Raw genomic sequence first — 17,768 nt, forward strand, 5'->3', positions numbered from 1 at the left:
GGGGTTCCCCCAACACCACCTGCTTGTGTTGCCCACCCCTCCCCCCTCTCCCCCCCTCTCCCCCCCCCCCCCCCCCCCCCCCCCCCCCTTTTTTCCCCCCCCCCCCCCCCCCCCCCCCGGGGGGCCGGTGCGGCCGCGGCCGTCACCGAACGCCATGAAGGCAACCCTTCCGACGTGGGCGAGGATCTGTGGCCCGCCATCACGTCCTTCGTCGAACAGAGCTCCCTGCTTCCCTACGACGACCCCGCCGCCCATCTCGGACCGGTCAAGGGTCGCCGGAGCAGGTCAGACACTCAAGACCATCCAGCAGATGACTGATGGATGACACCAGTGCGACTGGATCCGCATCAGCCCAGGAACGCCGTCAGGTGTTCGTTCAGTTGCTGCGGCGCGGTAAGGGGCAGCGAGTGGTGGGTGGCTCCGGGCAGTACCACCACCTTGCCCTGCGGGAGCTTCCGGCAGGCTCGGTCGGCGACCTTCCCGGCATGGTGGGCGCGACTGTGCTCCGCGAGCAGGACCAGGACGGGCATACGAAGGTCGGCCACCCGGGGGCGGGAGCCTGTGATCAGCTTGCGGCCGGGAGCGGTGGCGGCCAGGGCGTACAGGCGCTGCCAGGACTTGTCCGGGTGGGTCCCTGCCGTCTCCCATGCCAGGAAAGCGGCAGCGCGGGCCTGGCTGGGGCGGAGGAGAAGGGGCAGTGCGCGCAGCAGGTAGCCGGGCCTGAAACCGGCGAAGACCTGGGTGGGGTCGAGGAGGGCGAGGCGGTTGACCCGCTGGGGTGCGTGGAGTGCATATCTGACGGCCAGCCAGGCGCCGTACGAGTGGCCGCACATGTGCGTACGGGTGAGGCCCAGCCCATCCAGCAAGGAGTCCAGCCACGCGGTCAGGTCGTCGGCGCTCTTCAGAGGTGTGCCGCCGCTCCGGTCGGTGCGGCCGGCCTCGCCCAGGAGATCCACGGCATGGATGCGGTGACGCCGGCCCAGAGCCGGTGCGTTGGCGAACCAGACCAGACCGGTGGCGGAGCCGCCGTGCAGCAGCACCAGCGGGGCGCCGTCGGCCGGACCGTACACATGGACCCGGGTGCGCCCGTAGGGGGTGACGATGTCGCGCTCCTCGGTGGAGTGCGGCCAGTGGCCGCGGAGTTCGTCGTAGGCGAGGTCGAAAGCGGTCCGGGACACTGGGCTTTCCTCTCGTCGAGCGATAATCTCGGTGAGCGAGATACTACGCATGGGTCCCAGGGAGTGTGAATGAACGACCAGAGTCCGGTGATGGAGCTGGTCCACGTGCTGCGTGCGGTGACCGTGGAGTTTGACCTGCTCGGCGCCGAGTTCGCCGCGCGTCACGGTCTGCACCCCACCGACGTACGCGCGTTGATCCACCTGCTGGACGCGGCGCGGGAGGACATCCCTGCCACGCCGGGATGGCTCGGTCGTCAGATGCGCCTCAACTCGGCCGGTACCACCGCCCTGGTCGACCGGCTGGAGCGGCTCGAACTGGTCAGGCGCACCAAGGACACCGTCGATCGGCGACGCGTGCTGCTGGAGGTGGAGGCGAAGGCGACGGAGCTCGGCTGGTCCTTCTTCGGGCCGGTGATCGCCGAGGTGGTGGCGGTCGCGGAAGGCTTCGACACGGGCGAGCTGGAGACGGTGCGTAGCTTCCTGACCGCGGTACTGCATTCCACCCAGCAGGCACGAGCGACCTGATCGGTGCCGCTGCGCGGCCACGACAGGCAGGGCGAGGTGGCGCGAGGGGGAACCGCTCCCACCTCGCCGCCGCGGACCGACTACGCGCCGACTGCCCTCTTGTCGCCCGCCTTTGGCCACCTTTCGCCTGCCTTGTACAGGGCGATCCGCCATGCGACCGAGGACCAAGATCAGCACACCTCTACTGCCAACGGGGGCAGAAATGGAGATCGTGAGATGGCCACTCAGGTGTCACCGACGGTGAACGGACGTCGTCACTCTTTATTTCCTCAGGACCGCAGTCGCTCTGCAGACGCTGACCATATTTCTGCAAGCCGTGTCCGCCGGTCTACTGCTGACCTCCGCTTACGGAGAGACCCTGCACAGCGTGGGAGCCCGTGTGATGTAGGGCAGTTGATCTCCAGATCGCCGCGGCGCGCGGGCGAGTAGGGCCGGGGAGGGGACGCCGTAGGCGGGCGCCGTGCCAGACAGCCTGAACGTGCTGCTGGCATGCGTGGGCGTGATCGCTGCCAGCCGTGCGCGCGGCGAGTGATCACATGCCGGTAGTGGCCGGGGCGGTGACCTGATCGCCGCGGGGCCGGCAAGGCCGCGCAGGCCGCTGGAGGTGCTTGGACTGTCATCGTGGCTGAGCTGTGCGAGAGGCCGGAATGGAGTGTCTTTGCACGGTGATCTGCGTTGTACTGGCCGTGGCGACGACTGGTAGTGCGTGTGGTGATCCCTGTCCGCCGGGATCGTGGCGGTTGGCGTTGGGCATTCTGATCTTCACTCGCCGGACTCGTGCTGGTTTGCGGGCGTTGGCTGCCGTATGACTGGTCTCCCTGATCCTGCTCTGCCCTGGGTGATGTCGCAGCGTCGGGACGGTGGCCGCCGCGGGGCTGTGGAGTGGTGGCGTGACGCAGTCTGCTATCAGGTGTACCTGCGTAGTTTCGCCGACGGAAACGGCGATGGGGTCGGGGACCTTGCCGGGCTGCGCCGACGCCTGCGCTATCTGTCCGAGCTGGGTGTGGACGCCGTGTGGGTCAATCCCTGGTATCCCTCCCCGATGGCCGATGGAGGTTACGGCGTCAGCGACTACCGGGCTATCGATCCCCTGTTCGGGAGTTTGCCCGAGGCCCGCGCGCTGGTTGAGGAGATCCACGCCTTGGGGCTGCGCATCCTGATCGACCTGGTGCCCAATCACACCTCCTCGCAGCACCCCTGGTTCGGCGAGGCGCTGGCCGGCGGCCCCGGCTGCGTCGAGCGGGACCGTTTCATCTTCAGGCCGGGCCGCGGGCCGGGCGACGGGCTGCCGCCCAACAACTGGCGGAGCGTCTTCGGCGGCTCCGCGTGGGCCCGGGTCGTCGAACCCGACGGCATGCCCGGAGAGTGGTACCTGCATCTGTTCACGCCTGAGCAGCCCGACCTCAACTGGAACAATGCCGAGGTCCGCCGGGAATTCGAGTCGGTCCTCCGATTTTGGTTCGATCACCCGCCGTCGGCGATGGTCGGGGCGCCGCGGCAGGCCCGGTCGACGCCGGACTCGGTGAACGCCCGGCAGTCGTCGCGGCTCCCGGGCAGTGGCAGGCCGATGGCCACGACCAGGCGGCTGCCGGCGACGATGACGAGAACGCGATGCGCTGGTGCTCCTTCGACTGCTCGCGTCCCCCGCGAACAGGCCACCGTGGGCGCCCTGCGCAGGGCCGCGGGGGACCACGACGTCTCCGTCAAGCCCCGCAGCCACCAGACCGTCACCCCAAGCGGCGCTCGCCACGGCACAGACGACGGGCGGCGCGCGCCCGTAGTCGCCGGCTGACCGGGTCCGCAGCCCGGTCAGTCCCGCTGTCCTCCGGCGCGGACCAGGCCGGACTCGTAGGCGATGACGACGAGCTGGGCGCGGTCGCGGGCGCCGAGTTTGGTCATGGCCCGGTTGGCGTGGGTCTTGACGGTGACGGGGGTGACGAAGAGGCGTTCGGCGATCTCGTCGTTCGACAGGCCCCCGGCCACGAGGGCCATCACCTCGCGTTCCCGGGGAGTCAGCGTGGCCAGCCGGTGGGGGTCGACGAGGTCGCTGGGGGCGGGCTGGGCGAGGATGCGGCTGATGAGGCCCCTGGTGGCCGCGGGAGAGAGCAGCGCCTCGCCGGAGGCGACGAGGCGGACGGCGTCGAGAAGCTGCGCCGGTTCGACGCCCTTGCCGAGGAAGCCGCTCGCGCCGGCCCGCAGCGCCTCGATGACGAGCTCGTCCTCCTCGAACGTGGTCAGGACGAGGACCTTGACGCCCGCAAGGTCCTCGTCCTGAGCAATCAGACGGGTGGCCTCGATGCCGTCGACCTCGGGCATTCGGATGTCCATGACCACGACGTCGGCACGCTCGGACCGGGCCAGCCGAGCCGCCTCCCCTCCGTTGGCGGCCTCCCCGACGACCTCCAGGTCCGGCTGCGCGTCGATGAGCAGCCGGAAGGTGCCCCGGAGCAGCGCTTGATCGTCGGCGAGCAGGACGCGAATCGGCATGGGAGAGACTTCCTCACAGGGTGTCAGTCGGTGGCGGGCCGAGCGTGATCGGCAGTTCGGCGACGACCTGGAAGCCGCCTTCCGGCTGCGGGCGGGCCGTGACCATCCCGCCGATGGCGTCGGCCCGCTCGCGCATGCCTATCAGTCCATGACCAGTGCCCGCGCCCTTGGGCGCGCCGGGGGGTCCGTCGTCCGTCACGGTGACCCGGAGCGAGTTCGGACCGTAGTCCAGGATCACCTCGGTCTGGGTCGCGGAGGCGTGCTTGCGGGTGTTGGTGAGGGCTTCCTGGATGATGCGGTAGGCGGTCAGCTCGGTGGCGGGCGCCAGTGGAACAGGAGTGCCGGTGCGGGCCACCCGCACGGACAACCCGCTGGCACGAAACCCACCGGCGAGGGCGTCGAGATCGGCCAGGCGGGGAATGGGGGCACGTGAGCCCGGCGCGTCGTCGGGCTGGCGCAGCAGACCGACCGTGGCCCGCAGTTCGTCCAGCGCCGCGCGGCTGGTCTCCTTGATGTGGGCCAGTGCCTCGTAGGCCTGGTCGGGGTTGGCGCGCATGAGATGGTGAGCCACCCCTGCCTGGGCGTTGACGAGGGTGATGTGGTGGGCGACGACGTCGTGCAGATCGCGCGCGATACGCACGCGTTCCTCGGTGACCCGGCGCCGGGCTTCCTCTTCCTGCGTGCGCTCGGCGCGCACCGCACGTTCTCTGGCCTTCACCAGGTTGTCGCGGCGGCTGCGGACGGCACGGCCCAGCGCGGTGGCCGCGACCGCGAAGTCGAACCGCAGCAGGCTCGCCCCGCCCACCAGCGACTCCACGTGGGTGGCGGCATAGACACCCGTGATCGCCACGGCGGCGGCCGCTCCGACGGCCCATGCGGTGCGGCGGCCGCCGAGAACGGCGAGCGTGTACAGGGCGACAAGGTTCGACGCCGGGGCCAGGGAGCTGTGCGTGGCGAAGGCCATCAACGTGAGGTCGCCCGCCAGCGTGAACAGGGCGACCCACAGTGGCCAGCGGCTGCGGACGGCCAGGGGCAGGCAGGACAGAGCCGTCCACGCCGTTGCGTCCCAACGCGGCTCGTGCCAGTCGGACGTGCCGACTGCGGTGGCCGCCGCGGCGACCACGACCAGGGGCACCGCCGGGAGCACGTCTCTGACCCGGTCATGACGGGTCAGCCACTGCCGCCACACTGTTCTCACCTGCATTTCCTCACTGTAAGCAGCGCGGGCCGGCGGAAGGCCGGGGTGATTCCCGACTGGCCGGCCCGCGCGGGGGTGTCGTTACGTCGTGCTACCGGCCCCGGTCGGCCACGCCGACGGTCTCCGGCTCCCGCACCGCAGGCTGCGGCTGCGCCGGTTCGTCCACGGGGCCTTCCACGGACACGTGGGGCAGTGCCTTGTCCAGGCTGCGGGGCAGCCACCAGTTGGCCCGTCCGCACAGGTGCATGAGCGCCGGCACGACGACCATGCGGATCAGCAGGGCATCCACAGCTACAGCTACAGCGAGGCTGACGCCGAACTCGGAGATGACCCGCATGCCGCCGAAGACGAAGGAGCCGAAGACGCAGACCATGATGGTGGCGGCGACGGCGATCACCTTGCCGGTCTCGGTCTGCCCGACCCGGATCGCCCGGCGGCTGTCGCCGGTGTGGGCCCATTCCTCGCGCATCCGGCTGACCAGGAAGACCTGGTAGTCCATGGACAGGCCGAACATGATGCCGACGACCAGGATCGGCACGAACGACTCGATGGGACCGGCCGCGCCGAGCCCGAGCAGTCCGGCGCCGAAGCCGTACTGGAAGACGACCACGATCGCGCCGAAGGCCACCCCGATGCTGAGGATGTTGAGCAACGCGCCGACCGCGGGGATGAGCAGACTGCGGAAGGCGACGGTCAGCAGCAGGAACCCGAGGGCGGCGATCACGAGCACGAACAGCGGCAGCTTGCTCATCAGGACCGAGGCGAAGTCGTCGTTGCTCGCGGTGAGACCGCCCACGTACACCTTCATCGACGTGCCCTCCTCCGCCCCGGGGATCACGTCGTCACGCAGGTGGTGGATCAGGTCGGAGGTGTCGGCCGACTGGGGTGAGGTCGTCGGGACGACGGAGATGACCCCGACCGTCTGTCCCTCCCCCATCGGTGACGCGGTGGCACTGGCCACACCGTCGACCTGCTCCAGAGCGGTGACCAGCTTGGTCCTCGCCGCCTGGTCGGCGGCGCTGTGGGCCTGCACGGCGAGGACGAGCGGGCCGTTGAAGCCGGGGCCGAACCCGTCGGCGATCATGTCGTAAGCCTGGCGGTTCGTCGAGGTGGTGGGCAGGTTGCCGTCGTCGGAGGCACCCAGGCGCAGCGACAGTGTCGGGAACGCGAGCGCTGTCAGAACGGCCAGGGCCACCAGGCCGAGCGCCTTGGGATGGGCCTGGACCCGGGCGGCCCATCGTCCCCACAGGCCGGGGCGATCCGTGGACGGCCGTACCGCCTGACCGGCCTGCTCACGGCGCTCGGCGCGGCTGAGGATCCGGGTGCCGATCATGCCGAGCAGCGCCGGCAGCAGGGTGATCGCGGCGAGCACGGTGAGAACGACGGTGACGGCCGCACCGATGGCCATGCCGTTGATGATCCCGACATTGAGGGTGAGCATGCCCAGCAGCGCGACGACGACGGTCAGTCCGGCGAAGAGCACGGCCCGGCCGGAGGTGTTGAGGGCCTTGGTCGTCGACTCTGCCACGCCCATGCCCGCCATCAGGTTGGCGCGCTGCCGGTTGACGATGAACAGGGCGTAGTCGATGCCCACGCCCAGACCGATCAGCGAACCCAGGGTCAGCGTGGTGTCGGAGAGTGTGATGGCATGGCTGAGCAGCATCACCGCGACCGCGGACGTGCCGACACCCACGACGGCCGTGATGATGGGCAGCGCCGCCACCCACACCGCCCGGAAGACGAACAGCAACACGATGAAGGCGAGGACGATGCCCATCGCGTCCGCGACGGCGTTCGGCTTCGGGTTGACGGTGAACGCCTGCCCGTTGAGCGCGATGTGCAGGCTCCCCGACTCCGGAGCGGTCGCGAGTTCCTTCACATGGTCGATCTGCGGGTCGGAGACGTTCTCGTCGAACGCGACCGTGGCGTAGGCCGTGCCGCCGTCCTTGCTGACCTGCCCCTTGCCCTCGGGTGCGTAGGGGCTGGTCACTGCGGCGACCCCCGGCGCGTCGGCGATGTGCCGCAGCGCCTCGGTCATCGCCCGCTCGGCCACCGGCTCGGACACCTTGCCGTCCTTCAGCTGCCAGACGACCCGGCCGCTCTTGCCCGCGGCGCTGTTCGAGGCCCGCTGAAGCAGGGCCGTGGCCTTGGCCGAGTCGGTGTTCTGGGAGGTCGGGCTGTTTCCGAAGTCGTTGCCGACAGCGCCGACACCGGCGCCGAGGGCGAGCAACAGGCCCACCCAGGCCAGGACGACAGCGAGCCGGTGCCGGTGGCACCAGCGGGCGAGAGGGGACATCGACGCGCCTTTCCAGAAATGCCATGAGGTCGGGCCGACGATCACGGCCTGCCCTCACGCTCGCAGTTCTCCGGCCTCTCGTCGTTGGCCGTCCGCAGACACTTTCGTCTACTGCGATCGCAGTAGACGAAAGGGCGAAGGCGGACCCCCTCGAAACTCACCGTCATGCCCCTCGCCGTACTCGACGGCCGCCGCCCGCGCAAAACGCCCGGCCGATGGCTTCCGGCCGAGCGCCTGACAGGGGGACGGCGTGACCCGTACGACGAGCGCGGTGACCGGACCGTCGCGGCGAGACCGTGCGGTCGGGGCGGTGGAGTGGACCGTGTCGGTCGGCTCCACGATCAACCGTGCGGCGGTGACCGGACCGTCGCGGCGAGACCGTGCGGTCGGGGCGGTGGAGTGGACCGTGTCGGTCGGCTCCACGATCAACCGTGCCCACCAGCACGCCGCCGGCGCCCGCAAGAAGGGGCGACGTCGGGGGACGAACTGGAAGATCCGGAACGCGCTCAGGCCGGCCAGGCGCTCGGCCGGTCCCGCGGCGGGCTGACCACCAAGGCCCACCTCGCCTGTGACGGCCGGGGCCTGCCCCTGGCCGTCCTCGCCACGCCGGGCAACGTCAACGACTGCACCGCCTTCGACGCGGTCCTGGACGCGGTGACAGTGCCCCGGACCGGCGTCGGCCGGCCGCGCCGCAGGCCCGACGCTGTCATCGCCGACAGAGCGTATGCGTCACGCGCGATCCGCCAGACACTGCGGCGCCGGGGCATCCGCGCGGTGATCCCGGAGAGAGCGGACCAGAAGGCCACCCGGATGCGGCGCCGCCGAGCCGACGGCAGACCACCGGCCTTCGACCGCGACCGGAATCCTCTTCAGCCCTGTCGTGGCCAGCTCTCTCGGATCCATTACCTACCGCGCTTCTGTGACGATGATCGGAATCGAGGCCCAGTTCTCGCCGTCCTTGATGAAGGAGTTGACGCCCTCCTCCACATCAGCCTCCCAAGAAACGTATCCGGGCGGAGTACGGTCCTGCGGCTCGGGCTTCACGGCGGTGTAGAAGTCCAGGCTTCCCGGCTTGGCCTCCTGCGGGAGCGAACCGCGGTGCGCCTGAGCCGGCGTTGCCGCCCCACCGCGGGGTCATGCCCCACAGTTCGCCAGACTCGACGATGGCCCGGGAGTTCTCCAGGGTCTGGGTCGGCGAACCGAGCCGATGGAACGGGCCATACAGGGTCACCGGTGCCTGAACGACTCCACGCTTCCGTCGGACGTTCGCATCGCCGCAGCCCTCATCCGCCTCTACGCCCTCCCTCTGAACCGCATCGTCGAACTCACCACCGACCACCTCCACCACGACGCGGATCACACCTACCTGACGATCATCCGCCACCCCATCGTCCTGCCACCGAAGCGCGCCCGCCTCATCGACGACCACCTCGAAGACGGATCCCGCCACGGCAACGAAGCCACCAGGTACCTGCTGCCGGGCCGAGCCCCCGGGCGCCCCCGCAACCCTGCGGGAATGTTCGGCAGACTCAAGCGCTACGGCCTGCCCGCCCATGCAGCCCGGAACACGGCCATGATGCAAGCGCTCGCCGACCTGCCACACGTCGTGTTCTCCGACTTGATCGGCATCCAGCCGAGAACCGCGGAACGCTTCGCAGCCATGGCCGGCGAGAACTGGTCCGACTATCTGGCCGCGACTCACCCGCGCCCGCACTGAACGATAAGGCGGGACGTGGCTGAAAGGAGTTGAAGGAGCGGCCCCCGAGTCGAGGTCGTCCGGGAACATGAAGCATGCATCCGGATGACTGGCACCTCACCCAGGACGTCGACACCTTCCTCGCCCAAGCTGGGCACTTCCTGCGCTCGCGCGCTGCCCTGCATAACACGCCGCTGACGGACATCGAGAAGCTGCGGACACGCAGGGCGGCCGAGGCCGACGACGAAGCCGCCCTTTTCGGCCGACTAGAGTCACAGGGTGAGGTTCTCGCGATCTTCTATGTCACCCCCCTCGGCCGCCTGGGCCTCACTCCGCTCTCTGCCGAGCAGACCGACGCCCTCGCTGCACACCTGACAGGCCTCGGTCACTCCCCCGCCCAGGTCATCGCGGAGCACGACACCGCTGGCGCCTTCTCCGAGTCATGGCAGAAGCACACGGGCGCGGCGTCGGAACCTTTCTGGAGGACGCACCTCTACCGTCTCGGCACGCTCACCCCGCCGCAGCCGCGCCCGGAGGGCCAGGGCCGCCTCACGGGCCGTAGGGACCGTGACCAAATCGTGCGCTGGTGCCGTGAGTTCTGCGTCGACGTCAGGGAGCAGCGTTCCATCGACTTGATCGACGCCGGCTCCTGGGAAGACTCGCGTTTCGGCGACAGGCACTTCATGTTCTGGGAGACCCCAGAGGGCGTCCCCGTCTCGATGGCGGCCTCGACCTCGGTCGTCGGCGGCATGGTCCGGGTGGATCCCGTCTATACCCCGGCCCACCTCCGCGGCCGCGGCTACGCCGGAGCGGTGACGGTCGAGGCGAGCAGGGCCGCACAGGCCGCGGGGGCAACGGACGTCGTCCTGTTCACAGAGCCGGACAACCCCACGAGCAACGCCCTCTACCAGCGCATCGGCTACGTCCATCTCGCCGACTTCGCCGGATACAGGTTCTCCTACGACGCACCAGAGGCCGGATGACGGGCGCCCCTGGACAACGGCCTAGGAAGGCTCGCCAGTAGCTCCCCCATCGGCGATACGGCGGGCTTTGCGCACCATCTGACGGAACAGACCTGCCCTCCTGCCGCCGAGGGAGGGGCCCAGGTGAGGTGGCAGGGTTGCTCAGGCACCTGACGTCATCTCACCTGGGCGACCTCGGCGTCTCCAGCGGCCTCGACTCGCTACTCCGGGCCAGTGACCGACGGCAGCGCCTCGACGACGAAGAACAGGAAGCAGGGCTTGGTCGAAAGGTCTTCGAAGCCGTCGGGGAACAGTGCCCGGGCGGCTGGGTCAGGCTGCGGCTCGCTGATGACGGACAGGCCAAAGCCCGCAGTCGTGAAAGCGTCGATCATTGCGTGCAACGGCTTACGCCAGAGCCGCATCGGGGTGGACTGCCCGCCGAGCATCCAGTCGAAGGTGTAGCTCGTGGTCGCGAAGTAGTCGGGCCGAGGCTCCCGCGCGTTCGACGCACCACAGCAGATCGGGGAGGATGGCCGGCAGCCGTCCATACCGGGTCCGGGATCCCGCGGGCGGCGAGAGGCGGGCGGGTACGGGCAGCGGCCCGGCGGGCGGGAGAGCGGAGCGGTGCGGCACATGCTGGAGTACCCGGAGTACCTCGCCGCGGTCGTGTTCGCCGCGGGCGGCGGCGTCAACGCCCTGCTGGCACCGCACCGGTTCTCCACCGCCGTCCTGTTCTGCCTCGCGGTGACCTCTGCCGGACTCGGCGTGGCCGGTCGCAGCGCGGCAGCCCACCCGGCCATCGCCACCGTCCTCGCCGTCGCCGCCCTGCTCCTGGGGCTCGCGCTCGGCCTGCTGCTGCTGGCCGACGGCGTCCTCCTGGTCCGGCGCTACGGACCACAGGCAGCCCTGCTGGCGACCGGGGCCGCCGGCTGCGCGGTGCTGGCGGTGCTCGTCCTCGACGCGGTCTTCCACGTGGTCGGCGGCGAGACGCTAGGTGCCCTCGTGGTCGCGGTGAACGCGGCCGCGGGATATCTCACTCTGCTCTTCCTCGTCTTCTCCGGCTACGTGTTCGTCCGGGGCCGCGACACCCCCCTGCCGGAAACCACCCATGTCGTCGTCCTGGGCGCCGGGCTCAACGGCGACCGGCCCGGCCCGCTGCTGACACGCAGGCTGGAGCGCGCCCTCGCGATCGACGCCGCCCGCGCACCGGACACGCCTCGTGTGGTGTTCGTCGTCTCGGGCGGCCAAGGCAACGACGAGGTCCGCTCCGAGGCGGACGCTATGGCCGACTATCTGCGCGGACGCGGAGTGCCCGCCGACCGGATCGTGCGGGAGGGCCGTTCCGTCAACACCGGGCAGAACCTCCGCTTCAGCGCGGCCCTCGTGGACGGCACCACTCGCGGCCACCGTGCCACGGTGGTCACCAGCGGCTTCCACGTCTACCGCACGACCCTGCTGGCCCGCCGCGTCGGCGTGCCCGTGCACGTCGTGGGCGCGCCGACCTCCCCCGCCTACTGGCTGGCCGCGACACTGCGCGAATTCGCCGCCATCCTGTGGCTGGACCGCCTCCCCCTGGTCGGACTCAGCCTGCTGCTCGCAGTGCCCGTGGCAACGGCGGTCTTCGAGCACTGAAGTGCCGACCGCTGACCTCGTGAGGTGCCCTGACAAAGGCGCCGCACATGGCACAACTGCTGCCACCGATAGGCCGACTTCAAGCTCACCCGCAGGTGCCGTGCCACCTCCGACGGCTTGATCCCCTGCTCGAACAACTCGGCCGCCGGCAGCCGTACCGACTCCCGGCGCCGACGTCCCGCAGCGGTCAGCCCACCCCCATCCGCATACCTCACACACCACGGAATACAGCCACCACCCGAAGACCTTCAGGGACTTCGCGACGATTCACCCTGACGAGCCGAAGTCAGTAACGTCGATGCTCCTGCGGTCCGGGCCGACGACAGCGTAGAGGGCGGTCGCCGTGGTGTCCGTGGTGTGCACCCTGGGCGAGATCGTCTGTGCGGACACTGCCACCGCGTTCGTCACCCGTCCGACGCCGGCCCATGCCCTGGGGCGGCCCCTGGCCCGCTTCCAGTTGTCCACGGGGTTCGGTCTCGCCAGGTCCCCGGTGGTGATCACCTCGCTGGCACCGCACGGGTCGGCCGCGCTGTGGGGCGGCCTCGGCTCGGCGACGCTCGTGTCCGCCTCGGCCGTGGCCGCGCAGAAGGACCGGGGGCGGCACAGTGATCGTCAGAGGTAGTCCTCCAGGCGGGCCACCGTGAAACCCTGTTCCTCGATGTGCCGCAGGAGGTTGGCGGTCATCTCCGTCATCGTCGTGCCCTTGAGCTCGGACGGGCCGCGGAAGTGCGCCAGGATGATGTCGCCCGGCCGGAGCTTCTCGCCGGGCAGCTGGTACTGCATGTTCTTGATCTGCATGGACTCGCGCCACAGCACGATCGCCTCGATGCCGCAGGACGCGGCGGCGGTGCGAGTGGCCTCGTTCCAGTTGCCGTAGGGCGGCCGGAACAGCCTGGGCGCGGTGCCGTAGTGGTCCTTCAGCCGGCTCTGCTGACCGCATATCTCCCGCGTTTGGGCGGCGGGCCCCAGGGTGCGCAGGTTCGGGTGGCTCAGGGTGTGGTTCTGGACGCCGTTTCCGAGGGCCTGGAGTAGCTTGAAGTAGCCGTAGTCGGACCGGATGGCGGCGTCGGTGAGGAACATGGTGAAGGGGACGCCCAGCTCTCGCATCATCGTCAGGAACCGGGGGTCCTTCTCCGCCCCGTCGTCGAACGTGAGGAAGACGATCTTCTCCTTGGTGGGTATCTCGCGGATCACCGGCACCTGCCCCGCACCGGCGCCCGGCACTGCCGGCTTGGTCGCCGGCGGACCCGGCGGGGCGGCCAGCGGCTCGATCCCCCACTTGCGGTAGGCGGCCGCGCGGTCGGGCCCGCCACCGGCCGTGGGGGACGGGTCCGCCGCGGGGCGGTCCGGCGTGGTGCGCTCCGGCGCGGCCGACGACTGCGCCGTACACCCGGTGACGGCCACCGCCGTCAGCAGCCCCCAGGCCAGCAGCGCCCGCCCGATCCGCCCGATCCGCCCGTCCATCCTGCCGCCCCCGAGTCCTTCACGCGTTCGATGACCTGTCCCCCTGCTTGATGTCGAACACGCATGCGGGGTTCCATCGGGCGTCGACCGGGCCGGTAGTGCGTAGATCATCGCCAACGCGGCGTCGGCATACCATCTGGGGCCAGGTCGTATGGCCACGGCCTCTTGAGCTCGTCCTTCATCCTGCGGGGGTACAGGACTTCGGTACTGCCGTGGTCGGCGGAGTGCTTCTTCTCGAACGACTTCCCCCGTTGCCGTCTCGAACGGCTAAATGATCCCCTTCCAGTTCCACGGCCACGGCCCGCGGCGGCCACGCAGGCAGTCGATGCGGTACTGCGCCTGCGCTGCCCACTCGGGATTGCCGGCGGCGTGCCGAGCGGCGTACGTCACCATGTCGCTGGGCGTCCCTCGACGGCTACGGGCTGGGCGATATCAGCCAAGCGGACAGCAGGGATACCTGACTCCGCGAGCCACCGTGCGATCCGGACCTTCCTGACTGCGGCTGTCTCCTGGCCGACACGAGCGATCCGTTACGGGGTCTCGGCATCCCCGGTTCGGTCGGCCGCGTCAGACCAGTAGCAAGGGTCGAGCATCTCACCAGGCCAAGCAGGTTGGCGCACCGCCCCTCGGGGACCCATGTGCACGAAGTACGGCGCCAGGTCGATCACAGGTGTCCCATCGACAGCGTCGAGATCGGTGACCAGGAGGTCCCGACCTTCGACCTTGAGCAGCCGCGGACAGCTGACCGCCAGTCGGTTGGGGCGTCGGTGGTTGCGGTGGACGAACGTACCGGTCGCCGGCCAGTTCTGGTTGCCTCGTGGGCTGCGTGCAAAGAGCTGAACATCTTCGGGGCGCGCCAGGTGGAAGCGCCAGGTCACGGTCAGGTGGGAGAACTCCTCGATCCCTTGCAGCGTTTCGAGGGGGTACACGTCGCCGAGCCTGATGATCGATTCGACCCCGCCTTGACAGTCGTCCTGCGCGCGGGTGTGACCGCCGACGACCGTTGCGATCGACTTGACCTCGTAGGTCGGCATCAGCGCTCGTTCCTCTCCCTGGGCGCAGCGTGTGCGGGGCGGCTTCCGGTCGGCGCCGCGGATCTGTTCTGTGATCAGCCCATGGCGCGCAGCATGTCTCGCGGCACGGTCGTGAAGAAGTGCTTCCTGAGCTCGGTGAAGGTCTTGGGTGACGGGGTCGACACCGAAAAATGTGGCTCCGTGTACTGGGCGGATGTGCGGGGCTCCATGCCGGACCTGGTCCAGGCGGTGGGCCGGGTGCTGCGGATGCAGCCGGGCGAGGACAAGGTGGCAAGCCTGGTGGTGCCGGTGCTGCTCATGCCCGGTGAGACGGCGGACCACATGCTCACCTCCCGGGCGTTCGGCGGGCTGGCCAAGCTGTTGGAGGCGCTGCGGGCGCACGACGCGCGGATCGTGGAGAGCCTCGCGGAGCAGCAGGTCCCGAGCCGCTACAAGCCCGTCAGCAAGGACGAGCGCGGAAAGAGCACGGGGCGGGAGCGGTGAGGGCTCCGGGAGCGACAGCGCCCCCGCCAAGCCTGCTGAAGTTCTCCACGCCCCGCGCCCCGGCCGGCGATGATCAGCTGCAGGCGTTCGCCGTACGCGTCGGTGCGGAGGACTTCCCCGAGGGCTCACTGGACCAGTTCGATGTGGGGATGGTCCGGGGAGGCAGGGCAGGCGTGGAGTTGCAGGCTGTAGGCGCCGGCGATGTCGAGGAGAGTGAAGTTCGAGGGCGGGGTGCCGAGGAGGAGCGGAGTCGGGTTCGTCCGTTCCTCCTCGGGCATCCAGCTCTTGCTGCCGGAATTCCATTCCGAGGACGCGATGGTGAGGAGCGGGGTCGTCTCGGTGCCGCATTCGGGGCACGGGCGCGGCATGGGGTCGGTGAGGCCCCAGCGGGTCCAGCCGCCGGTCTTCCACCCGAGGGCGTGGCACAGGTTGCGGAAGTAGAACTCCTGCGGGTCCAACGCGCCGGTGCTGTCCCACGCGGATCCGGCGGTCTCCCACAGGTTCACGTCGCCCAACTGCTGCCGCAGTTCCTTGCTCAGCTCCAGGGGGCTGGGATATTCGGTGATCTGTTCCGGTGCGAGCAAGCACGGTTCTGGCAGGTACCAGTCGAACTGGATCACGGGCGGCTCGGGCGGGGCCTCGAGGACGTCGGTGACGGACGCGGAGGAACGCCAGAAGAGGGCGGTTCGGGGGTGTGCAAACTCCTCGTGGTCGCAAGGGCACCACAGGACCTGGAGAAGGTCGGCTCCGGGAGGGCTGGCCGGGAGAGGGACGTCGCGGGCGTAGAGCTGGGCCACGGGGATCATGGGAATCGGGCCGTCGAACCACGGGTGGCCCTCGCGGAGCGGCTGCTCGATCTCCCGTTCCTCGGGCGTGATCGCGGGTGCCTGGGGGGCGCGGAGCCGCCGCTCGGCCGCTGCCGCGTGGATGCGACGCAGGATCCGGATCTCGGCCGGAGAGTGCATCTCGTCTGCCGCTTCACTGTCGTGCGGCTCTACGCAGTGGGGCCACGGCTCGTCGGCGGGCCACAGGAGTGGCCCGCCGACGGAGCTGTCGTGCACGGTCGGCGACCCCGGCCGCGGGTGCAGCCGGATCGCCGTGCGCGTCAGAGGCGCCAGCTGAGGGAAGAGCGCAGTGATGTCGAACGGCCGCGGTGGGGTGGTGAAGATGGCGTTCACAGCGGCGATGCTGCCAGCAGCGTCTGACAATGGGCGTACCGATCCACGTCAGCTGACACCACACAGTGTCGGCGTACGCCTGAACGTGCTCAACCCCGTACAGGTGAACGTGCTCAGTTGATGATGCGCTGACCACGGGTTCTCGTCAGTCCGCAGTGGGCGGTCGACAGCGTCAGTCGGCCGGGCACTTCTCATGCCACCTTGACGACAACCTTGCCCGAGGTGTGACCGTTCTCGACGGTGGCGAGGGCGGCCGGGGCGTCGGAGAGCGGATGGACCGCGGTGATTACGGGTGCGAGGAGTCCGTCGAGGGCCAGCCGGGCCGACCGCTCCAGGTTCTCGCGGTCGACGCGACGCTCGACGAAACGCCCACCGAGATCGGGCACAGACATATCACCCACAGCGATGACGTTGCGGGGATCCCGGGCCAGCGGAGCGACCGTCCGCAGCGAGGTGCCTCCGGCCAGGTCGACGATCCCGTCGAAGCCGTCCGGAACCAGCTCGCGTGCCGCGGCGGCGACGTCCTCGGCGGTGTAGTCGATGAACCGCACCCCGATGGCCTCGGCGTGCTCGCGTTTGGCGGTACTCCCGGTGCCGATCACACGCAGCTCGCGCCCGATGGCCAGCCGGGCAACGGCGAGGCCGACCCCGCCCCCGACTCCGTTGACCAGGACCGTGGCACCGGCCGGGAGGCTGAGCTGGTCGAGCACGTCCACCGCGGTCGTCCCGGCTACTGGCAGCGTTGCCGCCACGGTCGCGGACAGACCCTCCGGGATGCGCGCGGTGTTCGGCGCGGACAGCACTGTCGTCTCGGCGTAGGTGCCGCCACCGGTGAGTGCGAAGCCGAAGACCGCGTCACCCACCTCGAGCCCGTTGACGTCCTCGCCCAGGGCGAGAACGGTTCCGGCTGCCTCCATGCCCAGCACGCGGGGAAACGGACGCCCGCCGTCGAGCCCGTCGACCAGGCCCGAGCGCAGAAGGTGGTCGAGGGGATTCACGCCAGCCACCTCGACCCGGATCAGCACCTCGCCGCGACCGGGGACAGGGTCGGGACGATCGAAGAACTCCTGCACCTCGGGCCCGCCGTACCTGCCGAAACCCCACGCCTGCCCCATCGTCCGCCGCCTCTCGTATGACCGACCCGGTGATTCCGGGCGGTGTCGCCATCCTCACCTCTGACATTGATGTGAGGGGCAACCGGCTGAGATGCAGATCACAACATCAGGCCGACTGCGCCACCGGTTCCGGGGCCGTGGACAGCTCCGCCCGGTGTCGGCTGTTGGCCCTGATCAGCACGTCGAGTGCATCCCGGGTCTCGATCAGGTGCGCGATGTCGGCGTCGATCCGGTCGCGCTCGCGCATCATCGCCGTGAACGTCTCCTCGGCGACGCCCAGGTCATCCGGGACGTCCACACACGGCAGCACAGTCGCGATCACCCTGCTGGACATACCCGCGTCGAACAGCTGTCGGATGAGTGACACGCGCTGGACCGCAGCATCGGAATAGTGACGCTGCCCCGCGTCGGAGCGTGAGCTGGTCAGCAGGCCCTGCTCTTCGTAGTACCGCAGTGAGCGCGGACTCACGCGCGTGCGCTTGGACAACTCGCCTATCCGCATCCCTGAGAGCCTACGCCC

At 69.8% G+C, this 17,768-nt stretch carries 15 protein-coding genes and 5 pseudogenes; 8 read left to right on the plus strand and 12 right to left on the minus strand.

Annotation, left to right across the window (positions count from 1 at the left end):
• Positions 1 to 347: 347 nt before the first annotated feature.
• Positions 348 to 1,178, minus strand: a complete 831-nt coding sequence (locus tag ACZ5Y0_RS34505; protein ID WP_469132607.1) for an alpha/beta fold hydrolase — start codon at positions 1,176 to 1,178, stop codon at positions 348 to 350.
• A 69-nt stretch (positions 1,179 to 1,247) separates the two neighbouring features.
• On the opposite strand from ACZ5Y0_RS34505, the gene ACZ5Y0_RS34510 reads away from it, so the two are divergent.
• Both ACZ5Y0_RS34510 and ACZ5Y0_RS34515 read left to right on the plus strand, forming a co-directional pair.
• Positions 1,248 to 1,703: a MarR family winged helix-turn-helix transcriptional regulator gene (locus ACZ5Y0_RS34510; RefSeq protein ID WP_469132608.1), complete on the plus strand. Its 456-nt coding sequence runs from the start codon at positions 1,248 to 1,250 to the stop codon at positions 1,701 to 1,703.
• Positions 1,704 to 2,544: 841 nt separating this feature from the next.
• Positions 2,545 to 3,168, plus strand: a pseudogene (locus ACZ5Y0_RS34515) (alpha-amylase family glycosyl hydrolase); the annotation flags it as partial.
• A gap of 2 nt (positions 3,169 to 3,170) precedes the next feature.
• On the opposite strand, the pseudogene ACZ5Y0_RS34520 reads toward ACZ5Y0_RS34515, so the two are convergent.
• The 4 genes and pseudogenes from ACZ5Y0_RS34520 to ACZ5Y0_RS34535 all read right to left on the minus strand — a co-directional run.
• A pseudogene (locus tag ACZ5Y0_RS34520) lies at positions 3,171 to 3,308 on the minus strand (IS5/IS1182 family transposase); the annotation flags it as partial.
• A 204-nt stretch (positions 3,309 to 3,512) separates the two neighbouring features.
• Positions 3,513 to 4,190 carry a response regulator gene (locus ACZ5Y0_RS34525; RefSeq protein ID WP_469132609.1) on the minus strand — a complete coding sequence of 226 codons (678 nt, stop codon included), beginning with the start codon at positions 4,188 to 4,190 and terminating at the stop codon, positions 3,513 to 3,515.
• A gap of 13 nt (positions 4,191 to 4,203) precedes the next feature.
• On the minus strand, positions 4,204 to 5,394 hold the full coding sequence (locus ACZ5Y0_RS34530) for a sensor histidine kinase (protein WP_469132610.1): 1,191 nt from the start codon (positions 5,392 to 5,394) through the stop codon (positions 4,204 to 4,206).
• A gap of 85 nt (positions 5,395 to 5,479) precedes the next feature.
• Entirely contained in the window at positions 5,480 to 7,684 is a 2,205-nt protein-coding gene (locus tag ACZ5Y0_RS34535) for an MMPL family transporter (protein WP_469132611.1), read from the minus strand.
• 373 nt (positions 7,685 to 8,057) lie between these two features.
• Here ACZ5Y0_RS34535 and ACZ5Y0_RS34540 point away from each other — a divergent pair.
• From ACZ5Y0_RS34540 to ACZ5Y0_RS34550, 3 genes and pseudogenes are all read left to right on the plus strand, one after another.
• Positions 8,058 to 8,581: pseudogene (locus ACZ5Y0_RS34540) on the plus strand (IS5 family transposase); the annotation flags it as partial.
• Between the two features lie 310 nt (positions 8,582 to 8,891).
• Entirely contained in the window at positions 8,892 to 9,401 is a 510-nt protein-coding gene (locus ACZ5Y0_RS34545) for a hypothetical protein (protein WP_469132643.1), read from the plus strand.
• A gap of 74 nt (positions 9,402 to 9,475) precedes the next feature.
• The gene (locus ACZ5Y0_RS34550; RefSeq protein WP_469132612.1) at positions 9,476 to 10,363 is read left to right on the plus strand and encodes a GNAT family N-acetyltransferase; all 888 of its coding nucleotides are present in this window, start codon (positions 9,476 to 9,478) and stop codon (positions 10,361 to 10,363) included.
• 200 nt (positions 10,364 to 10,563) lie between these two features.
• Here ACZ5Y0_RS34550 and ACZ5Y0_RS34555 read toward each other — a convergent pair whose 3' ends face one another.
• Positions 10,564 to 10,788: a hypothetical protein gene (locus tag ACZ5Y0_RS34555; RefSeq protein ID WP_469132613.1), complete on the minus strand. Its 225-nt coding sequence runs from the start codon at positions 10,786 to 10,788 to the stop codon at positions 10,564 to 10,566.
• Between the two features lie 187 nt (positions 10,789 to 10,975).
• Between ACZ5Y0_RS34555 and ACZ5Y0_RS34560 the strand changes: the two genes are divergently transcribed.
• Positions 10,976 to 11,974, plus strand: coding sequence for a YdcF family protein (locus tag ACZ5Y0_RS34560; RefSeq protein ID WP_469132614.1), 999 nt, complete (start codon positions 10,976 to 10,978; stop codon positions 11,972 to 11,974).
• Positions 11,975 to 12,027: 53 nt separating this feature from the next.
• On the opposite strand, the pseudogene ACZ5Y0_RS34565 reads toward ACZ5Y0_RS34560, so the two are convergent.
• Positions 12,028 to 12,189: pseudogene (locus ACZ5Y0_RS34565) on the minus strand (helix-turn-helix domain-containing protein); the annotation flags it as partial.
• Between the two features lie 119 nt (positions 12,190 to 12,308).
• Between ACZ5Y0_RS34565 and ACZ5Y0_RS34570 the strand changes: the two are divergent.
• Positions 12,309 to 12,596, plus strand: a pseudogene (locus ACZ5Y0_RS34570) (MFS transporter); the annotation flags it as partial.
• On the opposite strand, the gene ACZ5Y0_RS34575 reads toward ACZ5Y0_RS34570, so the two are convergent.
• Together ACZ5Y0_RS34575 and ACZ5Y0_RS34580 are read right to left on the minus strand one after the other, a co-directional pair.
• Positions 12,587 to 13,438: a polysaccharide deacetylase family protein gene (locus tag ACZ5Y0_RS34575; RefSeq protein WP_469132615.1), complete on the minus strand. Its 852-nt coding sequence runs from the start codon at positions 13,436 to 13,438 to the stop codon at positions 12,587 to 12,589. The pseudogene ACZ5Y0_RS34570 and the gene ACZ5Y0_RS34575 overlap by 10 nt on opposite strands.
• 530 nt (positions 13,439 to 13,968) lie before the next feature.
• Positions 13,969 to 14,472, minus strand: coding sequence for an SAM-dependent methyltransferase (locus tag ACZ5Y0_RS34580; protein ID WP_469132616.1), 504 nt, complete (start codon positions 14,470 to 14,472; stop codon positions 13,969 to 13,971).
• Between the two features lie 81 nt (positions 14,473 to 14,553).
• Between ACZ5Y0_RS34580 and ACZ5Y0_RS34585 the strand changes: the two genes are divergently transcribed.
• Positions 14,554 to 14,955 carry a hypothetical protein gene (locus ACZ5Y0_RS34585; RefSeq protein WP_469132617.1) on the plus strand — a complete coding sequence of 134 codons (402 nt, stop codon included), beginning with the start codon at positions 14,554 to 14,556 and terminating at the stop codon, positions 14,953 to 14,955.
• Between the two features lie 125 nt (positions 14,956 to 15,080).
• Here the strand turns inward: ACZ5Y0_RS34585 and ACZ5Y0_RS34590 are convergent, their stop codons facing one another.
• The 3 genes from ACZ5Y0_RS34590 to ACZ5Y0_RS34600 all read right to left on the minus strand — a co-directional run bounded on the left by ACZ5Y0_RS34590 (position 15,081) and on the right by ACZ5Y0_RS34600 (position 17,750).
• Complete coding sequence (locus tag ACZ5Y0_RS34590) at positions 15,081 to 16,133, minus strand: hypothetical protein (protein ID WP_469132618.1); 1,053 nt, start codon at positions 16,131 to 16,133, stop codon at positions 15,081 to 15,083.
• A gap of 191 nt (positions 16,134 to 16,324) precedes the next feature.
• The gene (locus tag ACZ5Y0_RS34595; protein WP_469132619.1) at positions 16,325 to 17,248 is read right to left on the minus strand and encodes an NADP-dependent oxidoreductase; all 924 of its coding nucleotides are present in this window, start codon (positions 17,246 to 17,248) and stop codon (positions 16,325 to 16,327) included.
• A gap of 106 nt (positions 17,249 to 17,354) precedes the next feature.
• A complete protein-coding gene (locus ACZ5Y0_RS34600) occupies positions 17,355 to 17,750 on the minus strand; it encodes a MerR family transcriptional regulator (protein ID WP_469132620.1) in 396 nt (131 codons plus the stop codon).
• Positions 17,751 to 17,768 lie beyond the last annotated feature (18 nt).

Source organism: Streptomyces sp. NPDC033216 (assembly GCF_055577115.1).